Source organism: Streptomyces hilarionis (assembly GCF_024539675.1).
Classification (GTDB): Bacteria; Actinomycetota; Actinomycetes; order Streptomycetales; family Streptomycetaceae; genus Streptomyces; species Streptomyces hilarionis.
In genome coordinates this window covers 18,429-32,874 of sequence record NZ_JAHHIT010000108.1, presented here as the reverse complement: position 1 = coordinate 32,874, position 14,446 = coordinate 18,429, and the positions used below count along the sequence as shown (strand labels likewise).

The following is a 14,446-nucleotide window of genomic DNA, read 5'->3' as shown; positions in this document are numbered from 1 at the left end:
GTGGGGGCGGCGGGCCCCTGGGCGACCGGGGAAGCGGTCGCGGCGGCGGGCCCCGGGAGGACCGTCGAGGCGGCCTTCCTCGCGGGCGCCAGGGAGGTCAGCGCCACCCCGCCCACCAGCAGCGCGGCGGCGCACCAGCGCGGCCCGCTCACCGACTCGCCCAGGAACACTGCGGCCGACGTCATGCCGAAGACGGGGACCAGGAGCGAGAAAGGGGCGACGGTGGACGCGGGGTGGCGGTGCAGCAGCCAGCCCCAGGCGCCGAACCCGAAGACGGTCGTCACCCAGGCGACGTAGACGAGCGTGCCCGCGCCCTGCCAGTCCAGGGCGCGCAGGGCGGCCAGGTCCCGGTCCGGGCCCTCGGTCAGCAGGGAGAGTCCGAGCAGCGGCAGGACCGGGACGGTGCTCACCCACACCATGAAGTTCAGCGCGTCCGGCGGGGACGCCTTGCGGGTGAGCACGTTCGACGCGCCCCAGCAGGCGGCCGCCGCGATGACCAGGGCGAACGCGCCGAGCGGGCCGGAGGCGCCCTCGTCCGCGGCCGCCACGCCGATGCCGGCCAGGGCCACGGCCATGCCCAGCAGACGGACGCGGGTCGGACGTTCGCCGAGCACGGCGAAGGCGATGGCGGCGGTGAACACCGACTGGATCTGGAGGACCAGCGAGGACAGGCCGGCCGGCATGCCCGCGTCCATGCCGACGAACAGCAGCCCGAACTTCGCGACGCCGAGCACGAGTCCCACCGCCAGGATCCACTTCCAGGCCGTCTTCGGGCGGCCCACCAGGAACACGGCGGGCAGCGCCGCGACGAGGAAGCGCAGCGCGGAGAAGAGCAGGGGCGGGAAGTGGCCGAGGCCGATCTCGATGACGGTGAAGTTGACGCCCCACACGGCGGCGACGAGGACGGCGAGGGCGAGGTGAGCGGGTCGCATGCGTCGAGGATCGCCCGCCCGGACCGTGAAGCACCAGCGATGATTGCTGCATGGTTGGATGAAGCAACGCTGATCTGTTCCCGCGTCCGAGGAGTCCGCCGTGCTCGATCTCCAGCGTCTGCGCGCCCTGCACGCCGTCTCGGTGCACGGCACGGTCGGCGCGGCCGCGGCCGCCCTCGGCTACACGCCGTCGGCCGTCTCCCAGCAGCTGGCCAAGCTGGAGCGGGAGACCAGGACCGTGCTGCTGGAACGGGAGGGCCGCGGTGTCCGGCTCACCGACGAGGCGCTGCAACTGGTCGCCGCGGCGAAGGAGTTGCTGGCGATCGTGGAACGCGCCGAGACCGAGCTGGAGGAACGGCGCGGGGTGCCGTCCGGGCGGCTGACCGTCGCCGCGTTCGCGTCGGCGGCGCGCGGGCTGCTGCCGGGCGTCCTCGCCGACCTGGCCCGCAGGCACCCCGCCCTGGACACCCGGCTCACCGAGGTCGACCCGCATCTGTCGGTGGACCTGGTCGCCAAGGGGGCCGTGGACATCGCCGTCGCGCACGACTGGGACATCGCCCCGCTGCCCGCCCCGGCCGGCGTCGAGCAGGCGCTGATCGGGGACGACGCGTGCGACCTGCTGGTCCCCGAGGGGCATCCGTTCGCCGGGCGGACGGGGGTGCGGCGCGAGGAACTGGGCGGCGAGCGCTGGATCTGCCAGCCGCCGGGCCGGGTCTGCCACGACTGGCTCATGCGCACCCTGCGCGCGGCGGGCCACGAGCCCGACCTGGTCCACACGGCCGAGGAGAACCCGACCCTGGTCGCCCTGGTCGCGGCCGGGCTGGGAGTGGCCCTCATCCCGCGGCTCGGGCGGGGACCGCTGCCGCCGGGCGCGGTGGAGGTGCCGCTCGACCCGACGCCCGTGCGACGGCTGTACGCGCTGTGGCGGACGGGGGCGGCGCGGCGACCGGCGATCGCGGAGACGGTGCGGGTGCTGCGCGAGCAGTGGCCCCACGTGTCGTCCCACCGGCCCTGAGGAGACGGGCCGCCCCCTTCGGCGCGCCGCGCCCGGCCCGCCGTCCGGCGGTCGTCGGCGCGCCCCGTCCAATGCGCCGGCGGCGGGTCCGCCGCGGGTAGCGTGCGCCACCGGTCCCCCACCGGAAGGAGCGCACATGCCCTCCAGACGCACCGTTCTCGCCGCCACCGCCGGCGTCACCGCCGCCCTCGCCGCGGGCGGCACGGCCCGCGCGGACGACCGCCGCCCCGAGGCCCTCCTGTCGCGCATGACCCTGCGGGAGAAGGTCGGTCAGCTCTTCGTCTCGCGGGTGCACGGCCACTCCGCGACCGCGCCCGACCCGGCCGACGCCGACGCCAACCTCGCCGACTTCGGCGTGCGCACCGCCGCCGAGGTGATCGCGCGCTACCGGCTCGGCGGGGTCGTCTACTTCGCGTGGGCGCACAACACCCGTGATCCGCACCAGATCGCGGAGCTGTCCGACGGCCTCCAGCGGGCGTCCCTCGGGCAGCCGCGCGGTCTGCCGGTGCTGATCTCGACCGACCAGGAGCACGGCGTCGTCTGCCGGGTGGGCAGACCGGCCACCCTCTTCCCCGGCGCGATGGCGATCGGGGCGGGAGGCGACCGGGCCGACGCCCGCACCCTCGGCCTGCTCTCCGGCCGTGAGCTGCGGGCCATGGGCGTCCGGCAGGACTACTCCCCCGTCGCCGACGTCAACGTCGACCCGGCCAACCCGGTGATCGGCGTCCGCTCCTTCGGCGCCGACCCGGACGCGGTGGCCGGCCTGGTCGCGGCCGAGATCGAGGGCTACCGGGCCGCCGGGGTCGCGGCGACCGGCAAGCACTTCCCCGGGCACGGCGACACCGCCGTCGACAGCCACACCGGCTTCCCCGTCATCACCCACACGCGCGAGGAGTGGGAGGCGCTGGACGCGCCGCCGTTCCGGGCGGCGGTCGCGGCCGGCGTCGACTCCCTGATGACCGCGCACATCGTCGTGCCCTCCCTCGACCCCTCCGGCGATCCCGCCACCCTGTCGCGGCCCGTCGTCACCGGCCTCCTGCGTGAACGGCTCGGCTTCGACGGGGTCGTGATCACCGACGCCCTCGACATGGCGGGCGTGCGCACGAAGTACGGCGACGACCGGGTGCCGGTGCTCGCGCTGCGGGCGGGCGTGGACCAGCTCCTCAACCCGCCCCGGCTCGACGTGGCCTGGAACGCCGTGCTGAACGCCGTGCGGGCCGGCGAGCTCACCGAGGCGCGGCTCGACGAGTCGGTGCTGCGGATCCTGCGGCTGAAGGCGCGGCTGGGCCTGTTGGACGACCCCTACGTGCGCATGGGCGACGTCGGGCGGACGGTGGGCGCCCCGGCGCATCTGGCGGCGGCCGACCGGCTCGCCGAGCGCACCACGACGCTGCTCGTCAACGAGGGGCCCGTGCTCCCGCTGTCCTCCCGGACCCACCCCCGGATCCTGGTGCTGGGCGCCGACCCCGCCTCCCCGTCCGGCACGACGGGCCCGCCCACGGAGGTCCTCGCCGCCGCCCTGACCGCGCTCGGCTTCACGGCGACGGCCCTGTCCACGGGCACGGACCCCTCCCCCGAGACGATCACCCGGGCGGCGGCCGCGGCGGCCGGGGCCGACGCCGTGGTGGTGACGACCTACGACGTCACGGCGGACAGCTCGCAGCGCACCCTGGTGCGGGAGCTGACCGCGACGGGACGCCCGGTGGTGGCGGTGGCCGTCCGCAACCCCTACGACGTCGCCCACCTCCCGTCCGCGAAGGCCTGCCTGGCGACCTACTGCTGGAGCGACGTCGACCTGCGCGCGGCCGCCCGCGTGATCGCCGGCACGGTCTCCCCCCGCGGCCGCCTCCCGGTCCCCGTCCAACGCCCGGACGACCCGCCCCGGGTGCTGTACCCGATCGGCCACGGTCTGGGCTACTGACACGGTGGGCAGGGCTGTTCACCCGACCCGTGCCGGCGCCCGACGCATCGTCATGGGGTCAGGGGCGCCGGAGCGGGAGCCGGGACCGGGGCCGCGGGGCGGGCCGGGCGGGTGACGAAGAGCCACACGCACAGCCCGACGGACGCAAGGAATCCGCAGAGCAGCACGACGACCACGGATCCCTCGGGCACGGAACAGCCCGTGCGGGCGAGACCCATCGTCGTCACGACGCCCACCAGGCAGAGAGTCACGACGGACAGACCGTGCACCGCGATCGTCCGGGTGGCCGCGCCGCCGGTCACCCGGATCCCGTCCAGCGCGGGCCGCCCGTAGGCGACATAGCCGAGGACGGACACCGCGAGCAGTGCGGACAGCAGCACGGCGATCAGGATGCCCAGCCATCCCGGGGCCCGCCCCCCGTGGTACGCCTTGCCGTGGGCGTAGACGCCCTCGCACAGCAGGGCGAACATCGGCAGCGGCGCGCACTGGCCGAGCAGACGCCGCGCGTAGTGGACGGGATCGTGGGGCAGCACGCCTTCGATGAGCAGGACGGCGGCGAGGACGAGCAGCGCTCCGGCGACGGAGAACCCGACGCCGGCCAGGAGGTGCTCGAACAGCGCGCGGCTCGCGTTGTCTCCGTCGGCCGCGACGATGCAGTAGGTGAGCGAGCTGAAGATCAGCCCGAGCAGGGCGGCGATGAGCGCCGGGAGCGCGTGGTGGAGTACGCCGTCCCGGCGGCCGGGCGGCGCGGCCTCGCCGAGGAAGTGGGAGATGATGATGAACACGGCCGCGAGCGCGAATCCGGCCAGCACTCCGGAGAGTTGCGAGTAGAGCTCGGCGATCGTCTTCACATCGAGGGCCGGGGGGTGGCACGGCATCGGCGGCTCCGCGGTAGGCGACGACGCGTAGCCTCCCGCGGCGCCGGCGCCGCGCCGGGGGATTCGCCGGTTTCCGGCACGGGTCACCGGAACGTGCGGTAGGGCGGCCGGACCGGGCCTGTGGCGCCGGCCCCCCCGGGGCGCGCGCCTCGCCCGCCGGGCCGTGGGCGTCCGGGCTCGCTGCTCGGGCGCCCACGGTCCGGGGGACGGGTGTCGCGCTACGGGCGCAGCGTGGGCTCTCGTTCGATGTCGCGCACGTCCAGTCGTGCGTCGAACTTCGCCAGCGGCCTGGCCTGGGAGGCGGTCGGCGCCGGGACGCCGGCCCAGTCCAGGATGCGGGCCGTGGCCAGCGCCTTCTGGTCCGCGACGAGACCGGCCACGTTCGCGCCGTGGTTCAGGCCGGGGGCGGTGAAGACGTAGCTGTCCTTCGCGCCCTTGCCCGGCCGGAACCGCTCGGCGCCCCACGGGTCGTTCTGGCCGTAGACGAAGAGCATGTGCCGGGCGTTGTGCCGCACCCACGAGTCGACGTCGCGCATGGCCGTCGGCTGGAACGTCATCGGGATGTCGCGGGGGACGAAGTTGCGCGGCGGCTGGTAGCCGTAGCGGACGTACTTCTTCTCGATGTGCGGGAAGTGGATGGTGGGCGCGCCGAGTTGGGTGCCCGCCTGGTAGTAGTACGGGGTGTACGTCGCCAGGCCCTGGTCGGCGTAGGCGGAGAAGCCGGAGATCGCGTCGACCGAGTTCCAGATCTCGTCGTCCGTGGCGGTGGCCGCGTCGGCCGGGATCGAGGCGCAGTCGGACAGCAGGCTGTACTGCCAGAAGCCCCAGACGTAGTCGAGGACGACCGCCTCGTAGGCGCGGTCCAGGCTGCCGATGGTGGTGAAGGTGTAGCCGTTCTCGGCCGCGTACGCCTCGTACTTCTTCTCCAGTGGCGCCCGGCGCACCAGCGCCTCGCGCTGCACGGCGTTCAGCCGGTCGCGGCACTCCTTGGTGCCGACGGAGGCGAAGAAGCGGTCGTAGGCCGAGTCCTCGTCGTTGACGACGTCGTTCGGGGCCACGTAGGCCACGACGCCGTCCATGTCCCGGGGGTAGAAGCGCTCGTAGTAGGTGGCCGTCATGCCGCCCTTGGAGCCGCCGGTGGAGATCCACTTCTTGCCGTAGATCTTCTTCAGCGCGGTGAAGATGCGGTGCTGGTCGCTCGCCGCCTGCCAGATGTCCAGCTTGGACCAGTCGGCCGGGGACGGGCGGGACGGGGTGAAGAAGCGGTACTCCATGGAGACCTGGTTGCCGTCCACGATCTGGGTGGGCTCACGGCGGCCCGGCGTCGTGGAGACGTTGTAGCCGCCGGTGTAGAAGACCGTCGGGCGGCTGACGTCCTTGTGCAGCACGGTGATCCGCTGCTGGAACGTGCCCTTCGCGGGGTGCCTGTGGTCCACCGGCTGGGTGTAGTTGAGGACGAAGAAGCGGTAGCCGGGGTACGGCTTCTCCTCGACCAGGCTCATGCCCGGCACGGCGAGGAGCCGGTCCTTGATGTCGACGGCCTCCGGTGTTGCGGCGGTGGCCGCTCCCGCCGTGCTCAGTGTGCCTATGAGCACCATGAGCGCGAGCAGCCATCTGAGCGCCTTGCGCATGCGCGTGCACCCTCCCTGTGAGACAGATGTGCGTCGCCGGAAGGTATCGGAGCAACACCCGTCACACCAGAGGGGCTTGGCACTTCACCGGGATCTTCAGCACTGGAACCAGGCGGAACGGTACGAGCCGCCGGTCACCGTTCCCGTGACCCGCACGTAGCGGTGGCCCGCGTACACCCGGGCGGGGGGCGAACTGAGGGTGTGGCGACGGGACTTGGCCACGGCGCGAAGGCCGCGCGCCTGCACGCTCACCGAGATCAGCCGCCTGGTGCCCGGGTGCCTCTGCACGGTGACGGCGCAGACGAAGCCGCCGTCGCGGAAGATCTGCACGGAGCCCGTGGAGAAGGGCAGGGTGCGCACCTTGCGGCCCGGGCAGCCGGTGGCGGTGGCGGCCTGGGCGGCGCCCGGGGCGGCGACGGCGAGCAGAGCGGCGACGATCAGAAGGATCAGCCCCGCGGCCACCCGCCTGCCCGCCGCGCCCTTCGCGCCGCGCGCGCTCCTCGCGCCCGCAGCGGCCCGCGCGTCCTGCGCGGCCTCCGTCGCCCGCGAGCCGTCCGCGCCGGTCGCCGCCCTCTCCCCCGTCGTCCCCGTCCTCGCTGCCGGGCGTTTCAGCCCGGTCGGCCCACTCGGCCCCGAAGCGCCTGTGCCCACGATCCGTCCTCCCACGTTCCCCGTACGAGATGGCCGCTCGCGTCAGCCGTACTGATGTACGGACGCCCGACACCCGTCGGATGGTTGCGCGGCCACGGCCGTGGGCGCGGCCGGGCCCGGGAGCGGATCAGACGGCCGCGGGCTCGTCCTCGCCCACGAAGGTGCGCCACAGACGGGCGTAGCGGCCCTCCAGCGCCAGCAGTTCGTCGTGCGTGCCGTCCTCCACCACCCGGCCGTGGTCCATCACCACGACGCGGTCCGCGCGGGCCGCGGTGGTCAGCCGGTGGGCGACCACCAGGGTGGTGCGGCGGCCGGCCAGCCGGTCCGTGGCCTGGTTGACCTGGGCCTCCGTGGCGAGGTCGAGGGCGGCGGTCGCCTCGTCGAGGAGCAGCACGTCCGGGTCGACCAGCTCGGCGCGGGCCAGTGCGATCAGCTGGCGCTGGCCCGCGGAGAGGTTGCGGCCGCGCTCGGCGACCGGGTGCAGATAGCCGCCGTCGAGCGTGGCGATCATCTCGTGCGCGCCGACCGCGCGGGCCGCCGCCTCCACCTCGGCGTCGGTGGCCCCGGGCCGGCCGTAGGCGATGGCGTCGCGGACGGTGCCGGGGAAGAGGTACGCCTCCTGCGGGACGACGCCGAGCCGGTGGCGGTACGAGGTGAGGTCGAGGGAGCGCAGGTCGTCGCCGTCGACCGTGACCCGGCCCGCGGTGGGGTCGTAGAAGCGGGCCACCAGCTTGACGACGGTCGACTTGCCCGCGCCGGTCTCGCCGACGAAGGCGACGGTCTGGCCGGCCGGGATGCGCAGCTCGATGCCGCTCAGGGCCTCCTCGGGCTCGTCGGCGGCGCCGTACGCGAAGTGCACGCCCTCGAAGGCGATCTCGCCGCGCAGGGAGCGGACCTCCACCGGCTGGTCGGCGGACGCGGTGGACGTCGGCTCGCGCAGCAGCTCCTGGATGCGGCCCAGGGAGACGGTGGCCTGCTGGTAGCCGTCGAAGACCTGGGAGAGCTGCTGGACGGGGGCGAAGAAGAGGTCGATGTACAGGAGGTAGGCGACCAGGGCGCCGGTGGTCAGCGTCGCGGCGTCGACCCGGCCCGCGCCGGTGATGAGGACCGCCGCGGCCGCGACCGACGACAGGAACTGCACGAACGGGAAGTAGACCGAGATCAGCCACTGGCCCCGGATACGCGCCAGGCGGTAGCTGTCGGAGCGCTCCGCGAAGCGTGCCGCGCCGTCCCGCTCGCGCCGGAAGGCCTGCACGATCCTGAGCCCGGACACGGACTCCTGGAGGTCGGCGTTGACCGTCGACACGCGCTCGCGGGCGAGTTCGTACGCCCTGACGCTCGCCCTGCGGAAGAAGTAGGTGGCGACGGCCAGCGGCGGGAGCGTGGCGAAGACGACCAGCGCCAGCTGCACGTCGATCACCAGCAGGGCGACCATGATGCCGAAGAAGGTGACGACCGAGACGAAGGCGGTGACCAGGCCGGTCTGCAAGAACGTGGACAGGGCGTCGACGTCCGTCGTCATCCGCGTCATGATCCGGCCGGTCAGCTCGCGCTCGTAGTAGTCGAGCCCGAGGCGCTGGAGCTGGGCGAAGATCTTCAGACGCAGGGTGTAGAGGACCCGCTCGCCGGTGCGGCCGGTCATCCGGATCTCGCCGGTCTGCGCGGCCCACTGCACGACCACGGCGAGCAGGGCGAGCAGGGCGGCTGCCCAGACGGCGCCCAGCGCGGCCCGGGTCACGCCCTGGTCGATGCCGTGCCGGATCATCACCGGCAGCAGCAGGCTCGTCCCGGCGTCGACGGCGACCAGCGCGAGGCTGACGAGCAGGGGCGCGCCGAAGCCGCGCAGCAGCCGGCGCAGCCCGTACGACTCCTCGGGCCGGACGGCGCGCCGCTCGTCGACGTCCGGCGTGTCGAGGGCCGGGGGCAGCGCCTCGACCTGGGCGAGGAGGCCGGGGGTGGCGGGCGACCCGGACAGGGCCGTGTCCTTGGGTTCGCGGTCGCCCGTCCACAGCCTGGGGGTCACACCGCGCTCGGCGTCGAACTCGGCGTCCAGCTCCTCGCGGACGGTGGTGTCCTCGCTCGGCGCGACCTGGAGCGCGTGGCCGGGCGAGACGGCGCCGAGCTCGTCGGGGTCGGTGAGCAGGCGGCGGTAGAGCGCGGAGCGCTTCTGAAGCTCCTCGTGGGTGCCGAGGTCGGCGAGCCGGCCGCCGTCGAGCACGGCGATGCGGTCGGCGAGGTTCAGGGTGGAGCGGCGGTGGGCGATCAGCAGGGTCGTGCGGCCCCGCATGACCTGCTTGAGGGCCTCGTGGATCTCGTGCTCGACGCCGGCGTCCACGGCGGAGGTCGCGTCGTCCAGGACGAGCAGGCGCGGGTCGGTGAGGATCGCCCGGGCCAGGGCGACGCGCTGGCGCTGGCCGCCGGAGAGGGTGAGGCCGTGCTCGCCGACCGTGGTGTCGTAGCCGTCGGGCAGCTCGGCGATGAACCGGTCGGCCTGGGCGGCGCGGGCGGCGGCCTCGATCTGCTCCTGGGTCGCGTCGGGACGGCCGTACGCGATGTTGGCGCGGACCGTGTCGGAGAACAGGAAGGAGTCCTCGGGGACCAGGCCGATCGCGGCGCGCAGCGAGTCGAGGGTCAGCTCGCGCACGTCGTGGCCGCCGATGAGGACGGCGCCCCGGGTGACGTCGTAGAAGCGGGGCAGCAGCAGCGAGACCGTGGACTTCCCGGAGCCGGACGAGCCGACCACCGCCAGGGTCTCGCCGGGGCGGATCTCGAAGGTGAGGCCGTCGAGGACGGGCTGGTCGGGGTCGTAGCCGAACGCGACGTCGTCGAACTCCACCGTGGCCGGGGCGTCGGCGGGCAGCTCCTTGGCGCCGTCCCGCATCGACGGCTCGGTGTCGATCAGTTCCAGGACGCGCTCGGTGCCCGCGCGGGCCTGCTGGCCGACGGTGAGCACCACGGCGAGCATCCGGACCGGGCCGACGAGCTGGGCGAGGTAGGTGGAGAAGGCGACGAAGGTGCCGAGGGTGATGTGGCCGCGCACGGCCAGCCAGCCGCCGAGGGCCAGCATGGCGACCTGGCCGAGGGCGGGGACGGCCTGGAGGGCCGGGGTGTAGGCGCTGTTCAGCCGGATGGTGCGCATCCGCCCGGCGAAGAGCCGGCGGCCGACCTCGCGCAGCTTGCCGGTCTCCTGGTCCTCCTGACCGAAGCCCTTGACCACGCGGACGCCGCTGACGGCGCCGTCGACCACGCCCGCGACCGCCGCCGCCTGAGCCTGCGCGTACCAGGTGGCGGGGTGCAGCCTGGTCCGGCTGCGCCGCGCGATGTACGCGAGGGCGGGCGCCACGGCCAGGGCGACCAGGGTCAGCGGCAGCGACAGCCACGCCATGATCACCAGGGAGATCGCGAACAGCAGCAGGTTCCCGATCGTCATCGGGAGCATGAAGAGCAGGCCCTGGATGAGCTGGAGGTCGCTGGTCGCGCGGCCGACGACCTGGCCGGTGGACAGCTCGTCCTGCCGGCGGCCGTCGAGCCGGGTGATCGTGTCGAACATCTCGGTCCGCAGATCGTGCTGGACGGCGAGGGCGAGCCGTCCGCCGTAGTAGCGGCGCACGTAGGTGAGGGCGTAGACCAGCACGGCGGCGGCTATCAGGGCCCCGGCCCAGGGCGCCATGCCGCGGCTGTGGTCGCCGATGACGTCGTCGATGATCACCTTGGTGACCAGCGGGACCAGCGCCATGACGGCCATGCCGCCCAGCGAGGAGCCGAGGGCGAGGACCACGTCGGCCGGATGACGCCAGGCGTACCGGGCCAGTCTGTGCGTCCAGCTCCGCCGCTCCCCCTGCTGCGCTGCCACGCCGGTGCCTTCCTGTCGTCCTGCTCTGCCGGAAGGCACCAACGCCGAAGCAAGCGGATTTCATCCCTCCGCAACAAACGCGCGTCGCGCGGGCGGACCCGGACGGGCGGGAACAGGCGAGAACGGGCGGGAACAGGGCCGCGGACGGGGCCGCGGCCGCCCGGCACGACGGTCGCCGTGCGTGACGGACGCATCACCGGGAGCGACAGGGGGCGACGGCCGGGCGCCCGGCCGCCCCCCTCGGCGCCCTCGCGACGCCCGGCGGAGCCTTCGCCGGACGTCGTGCGGCCCGCCCTCCGGACGGACGACGGGCCGCACGGTCGTCAGGACGCCGCGAGGTCCCGGTGGATCACCTTCGCGACGCCCTGGATGGTCGCGATGCCGTAGTCCATCGTGGCGTTGCCCTGGGTCAGGACGGTGATGACGTAGTCGTGGCCGCCGCCCTTGAAGGTGCCGATGCTGTGCACCCGCCAGGCCTGCGTGGCCCGCGACAGCCAGCCGTTCTTGACCCGCCAGGTGACGCCCGAGGGCCGCCCGAACGGCGTTCCCCAGCGCTGCGAGGGTATGACCTGGCCCATCAGCGTGTTGACGTAGGCGCGCGAGGCGTCGGTGAGGACCGCGTTCTTGGCGGTGAGCAGCTTCAGCAGCTTCTGCTGGTCGTTGGCGGTGATCTGGGTCAGGCCCCAGTAGTTGTCCGCGCCGGGCTTGGTCTGCGTCATCTTCGCGGCGGTCAGGAAGCCCTGGATCTTCGTCAGGCCGAGCTGCTTCCACAGGGTGGAGGTGGAGGCGTTGTCCGACTTGGTGATCATGGCGGTGGCGAGGGACTTCTCCTGGCTGGTCAGCGCCCGGCCGGTCTTCTGCGCGTCCCACAGCAGCGCGGACAGGACGGTCACCTTGACGACGCTGGCCGAGTCGAACGCGGTGGAGCCGCGCAGGAAGCAGGTGGTCTCGGCGGTGCGGTCGTAGAGGCCGACGGCGACGGTGCCCCGGCGGCCCGCGACCGCGGCGGTGATGTCCTTCTTCAGTTTGGTCGCCAGAGCGGCCTTGGTCGAGGTGCAGCTCACGGTCGAGGTGGCGGCCGAGGCGGGCGTGGCGGCCACCCCGGTGACGAGAAGTCCGGCGCCGAGCGCCGCGGTGAGCAGGCGTGCTCGTCGTGTCGTGCTGGATGTCCCCTGATTCATGCCCAGTTGACACATGAGTTCCCAGGAAAGGTTGTACGACCGCGTCGCACGAATCTTCGGATCCGCCGACGGGTTCTCACAGGCGGCGGCCAGCCCCGGCACAGCGGCCACCCACAACGGCCGTACAGCATGCGCAGGGTGACAGCTGCCACCGATCCCCTCACCCACCCGACCGTGTCCCCCGCCTGGGCGCCGCCGGCGTCCGCGACCGGGGCCCCGCCACCGGACCGGGCGCCGCGCTGGTCCCTGCCCGCGCTGCTCGCGATCCTGGTCCTCGAGGCGGTGCTCTGCTGCTGGAACCTGTCGGGCAGCAGCCTCAACAGCTTCTACAGCGCTGCCGTGTACAGCGGTACGAAGAGCTGGGAGGCGTGGTTCTTCGGCTCGCTCGACGCCGGGAACTTCATCACCGTCGACAAGCCGCCCCTGGCCCTCATGGCGATGGGCCTGTCCTGCCGGCTCCTCGGCTTCGGCACCTGGCAGATGATGCTGCCGCAGATCGCCGCGGCGCTGGGCACGATCTGGATCCTGCACGCCTGCGTCAAGCGGGCGTTCGGGCCCGCGGCGGCCGCCCTCGCGGCGCTCGTGCTCGCGCTCACGCCCATCACCGTCGCCATCGACCGCGACAACAACCCCGACACGATCCTCGTCCTGCTGATGGTCGGCGGCGCGGCCCTCGCGCTGCGCGCCACGCGTGAGGACCGGCTGCTGCCGCTGCTGGGCTCGGCGGTCTGCTTCGGGCTCGCGTTCAACGCCAAGATGCTTCAGGGCTACATCGCCCTGCCCGCCGTCCTCGCCGTGTACCTGTACGCGTCGCGGGCCGGTTGGCGGCGCAGGGCCGTCCACCTGGCTCTGGCGGCCGTGGCGCTGGCCGTCTCCAGCTTCTGGTGGGCCGCGGCCGTGTCCCTCGTGCCCGCCGACGACCGCCCCTACATCGGCGGTTCGACCGACGGCAGCGCCTGGGACCTGATCATGGGCTACAACGGCCTGGGCCGGGTCCTCGGCGGCGAGGGCAACGGCGGGGGCGGCGGAGGCGGAGGCGGCACCTTCGCCGGGACGGCGGGCATCGGCCGGATGTTCAACGACGTCCTCGGCGGCCAGATCTCCTGGCTGATCCCCTTCGCGGGCATCGCGCTCGTCGGCGGTCTGGTGCGGTGCGGCCGCGCCGCGCGCACCGACACGACGCGTGCCGCCCTGGTCCTGTGGGGCGGCTGGCTCGTGCTGCACTACCTGACCTTCGCCCTGGCCGAGGGCACGATGCACCCGTACTACACGACCGCGCTCGCCCCGGGCGTCGCGGCGCTGTGCGGGGGCGGCGGCGTCCTGCTGTGGCGGGCCCTGCGCGACGGTGACGGCCGCTGGTCGTGGGTGCTGCCCGCGGGGCTCGCGGTGACCGGAGTGTGGGCGGTGGTCCTGCTGCGCCGGGCCACGGACTGGAACCCCTGGCTGTGGCCGGCCGTCGGCGTGCTCACCGTCCTGGCGGTCGCGGGCCTGTGCGTCCTGCGTTCGGCGCGCTCCGGCCTGCGGATGCGGCTGCTCGGCGCGGCCCTCGCCGCGGCGGTCGTGGCGGCCCTCGCCGGCCCGACGGCGTACGCCGCTTCACCGGCCTTCGGATCGGCCGGCGGCATGATGGGCGGCACCAACCCGACCGCCGGCCCGTCGACCGGCGGCGGCATGGGCGGTCCGGGCGGCGGGACACCGGGCGGCCGACAGGGGCGCGTCGACGGGGAGTTCCCCGGCGGCGGCCCCCTGGGCGGCGACGGCGCGCCTCCTCGCGGCGGCGCGGGCGGCGAGCTCCCCGGCGGCGCGCCGGAGGGCCAAAACGGCACGACGCCCGGCGGGGCGCCCGGCGAAACGGGCTCCGGCGCGGGCGGAGGCACGAGCTCGGGCATGGGCGCAGGGAGGGGCGGCGGCATGGGCGGAGACGGCGGCACGGACGGCGCCGACAGCGCCCTCACCTCGTACCTGGAGAAGCACCAGGACGGCGCCACCTGGCTGATCGCGGTGTCCGACTCCCAGAGCGCCGGCCGGCTGATCCTGAGCACCGGAAAGCCCGTCATCTCGATGTTCGGCTTCACCGGCTCCGACAACGCGATGACCCTGGCCAGGCTGAAGGAACTGGTGAGGGACGGCGAGCTGCACTACATCCGGCTCGGCGGGGGCGGCGGTCCCGGCGGCGGGAACAACAGCCTGCTCACCGAGATCACCGCCTGGGTGCAGAAGAACGGCACGGCGGTCAAGGAGAGCGCGTACGGCGGGACTTCGGCGTCGTCCGCCGCCGCGCAGGCCTCGTCCGCCGCGCAGGGCAGCGGGTCGACGGTCTACCGACTGGACCCGTCCGACGTGAGCTGACCGGCCGCGTCCACGACGCCGGACGGCCCCCGACC

The 14,446-nt window shown here is 74.0% G+C and carries 9 protein-coding genes; 3 read left to right on the top strand and 6 right to left on the bottom strand.

The genetic code is table 11. From position 1 onward, the window contains the following. Nucleotides 1–932 (bottom strand): EamA family transporter (locus tag KMS84_RS25205; RefSeq protein ID WP_256918740.1); only part of this gene is annotated, 932 nt, incomplete at its 3' end. A 100-nt stretch (nt 933–1,032) separates the two neighbouring features. Between KMS84_RS25205 and KMS84_RS25200 the strand changes: the two genes are divergently transcribed. Then, entirely contained in the window at nt 1,033–1,947 is a 915-nt protein-coding gene (locus tag KMS84_RS25200) for a LysR family transcriptional regulator (protein WP_256918739.1), read from the top strand. Between the two features lie 136 nt (nt 1,948–2,083). After that, nucleotides 2,084–3,868, top strand: coding sequence for a glycoside hydrolase family 3 protein (locus KMS84_RS25195; protein WP_256918738.1), 1,785 nt, complete (start codon nt 2,084–2,086; stop codon nt 3,866–3,868). A gap of 50 nt (nt 3,869–3,918) precedes the next feature. Here the strand turns inward: KMS84_RS25195 and KMS84_RS25190 are convergent, their stop codons facing one another. From KMS84_RS25190 to KMS84_RS25170, 5 genes are all read right to left on the bottom strand, one after another. Further along, on the bottom strand, nt 3,919–4,746 hold the full coding sequence (locus tag KMS84_RS25190) for a hypothetical protein (protein WP_256918737.1): 828 nt from the start codon (nt 4,744–4,746) through the stop codon (nt 3,919–3,921). A 218-nt stretch (nt 4,747–4,964) separates the two neighbouring features. After that, on the bottom strand, nt 4,965–6,377 hold the full coding sequence (locus KMS84_RS25185) for a S28 family serine protease (protein WP_256918736.1): 1,413 nt from the start codon (nt 6,375–6,377) through the stop codon (nt 4,965–4,967). Between the two features lie 96 nt (nt 6,378–6,473). Continuing rightward, the gene (locus KMS84_RS25180) at nt 6,474–7,028 is read right to left on the bottom strand and encodes a hypothetical protein (protein WP_438818981.1); all 555 of its coding nucleotides are present in this window, start codon (nt 7,026–7,028) and stop codon (nt 6,474–6,476) included. A gap of 127 nt (nt 7,029–7,155) precedes the next feature. Next, nucleotides 7,156–10,881, bottom strand: coding sequence for an ABC transporter ATP-binding protein (locus KMS84_RS25175; RefSeq protein WP_256918735.1), 3,726 nt, complete (start codon nt 10,879–10,881; stop codon nt 7,156–7,158). A gap of 323 nt (nt 10,882–11,204) precedes the next feature. Continuing rightward, nucleotides 11,205–12,062: a serine hydrolase gene (locus KMS84_RS25170; protein WP_256918734.1), complete on the bottom strand. Its 858-nt coding sequence runs from the start codon at nt 12,060–12,062 to the stop codon at nt 11,205–11,207. A gap of 138 nt (nt 12,063–12,200) precedes the next feature. On the opposite strand from KMS84_RS25170, the gene KMS84_RS25165 reads away from it, so the two are divergent. Next, nucleotides 12,201–14,411, top strand: coding sequence for a mannosyltransferase YkcB-related protein (locus tag KMS84_RS25165; protein ID WP_256918733.1), 2,211 nt, complete (start codon nt 12,201–12,203; stop codon nt 14,409–14,411). Nucleotides 14,412–14,446: the final 35 nt, after the last annotated feature.

What these genes read in the sequence shown, in the direction of transcription:
- KMS84_RS25185 (WP_256918736.1), bottom strand. Translation starts at nt 6,377, where the DNA reads ATGCGCAAGGCGCTCAGATGGCTGCTCGCGCTCATGGTGCTCATAGGC.
- KMS84_RS25195 (WP_256918738.1), top strand. Translation starts at nt 2,084, where the DNA reads ATGCCCTCCAGACGCACCGTTCTCGCCGCCACCGCCGGCGTCACCGCC.
- KMS84_RS25170 (WP_256918734.1), bottom strand. Translation starts at nt 12,062, where the DNA reads ATGAATCAGGGGACATCCAGCACGACACGACGAGCACGCCTGCTCACC.
- KMS84_RS25190 (WP_256918737.1), bottom strand. Translation starts at nt 4,746, where the DNA reads ATGCCGTGCCACCCCCCGGCCCTCGATGTGAAGACGATCGCCGAGCTC.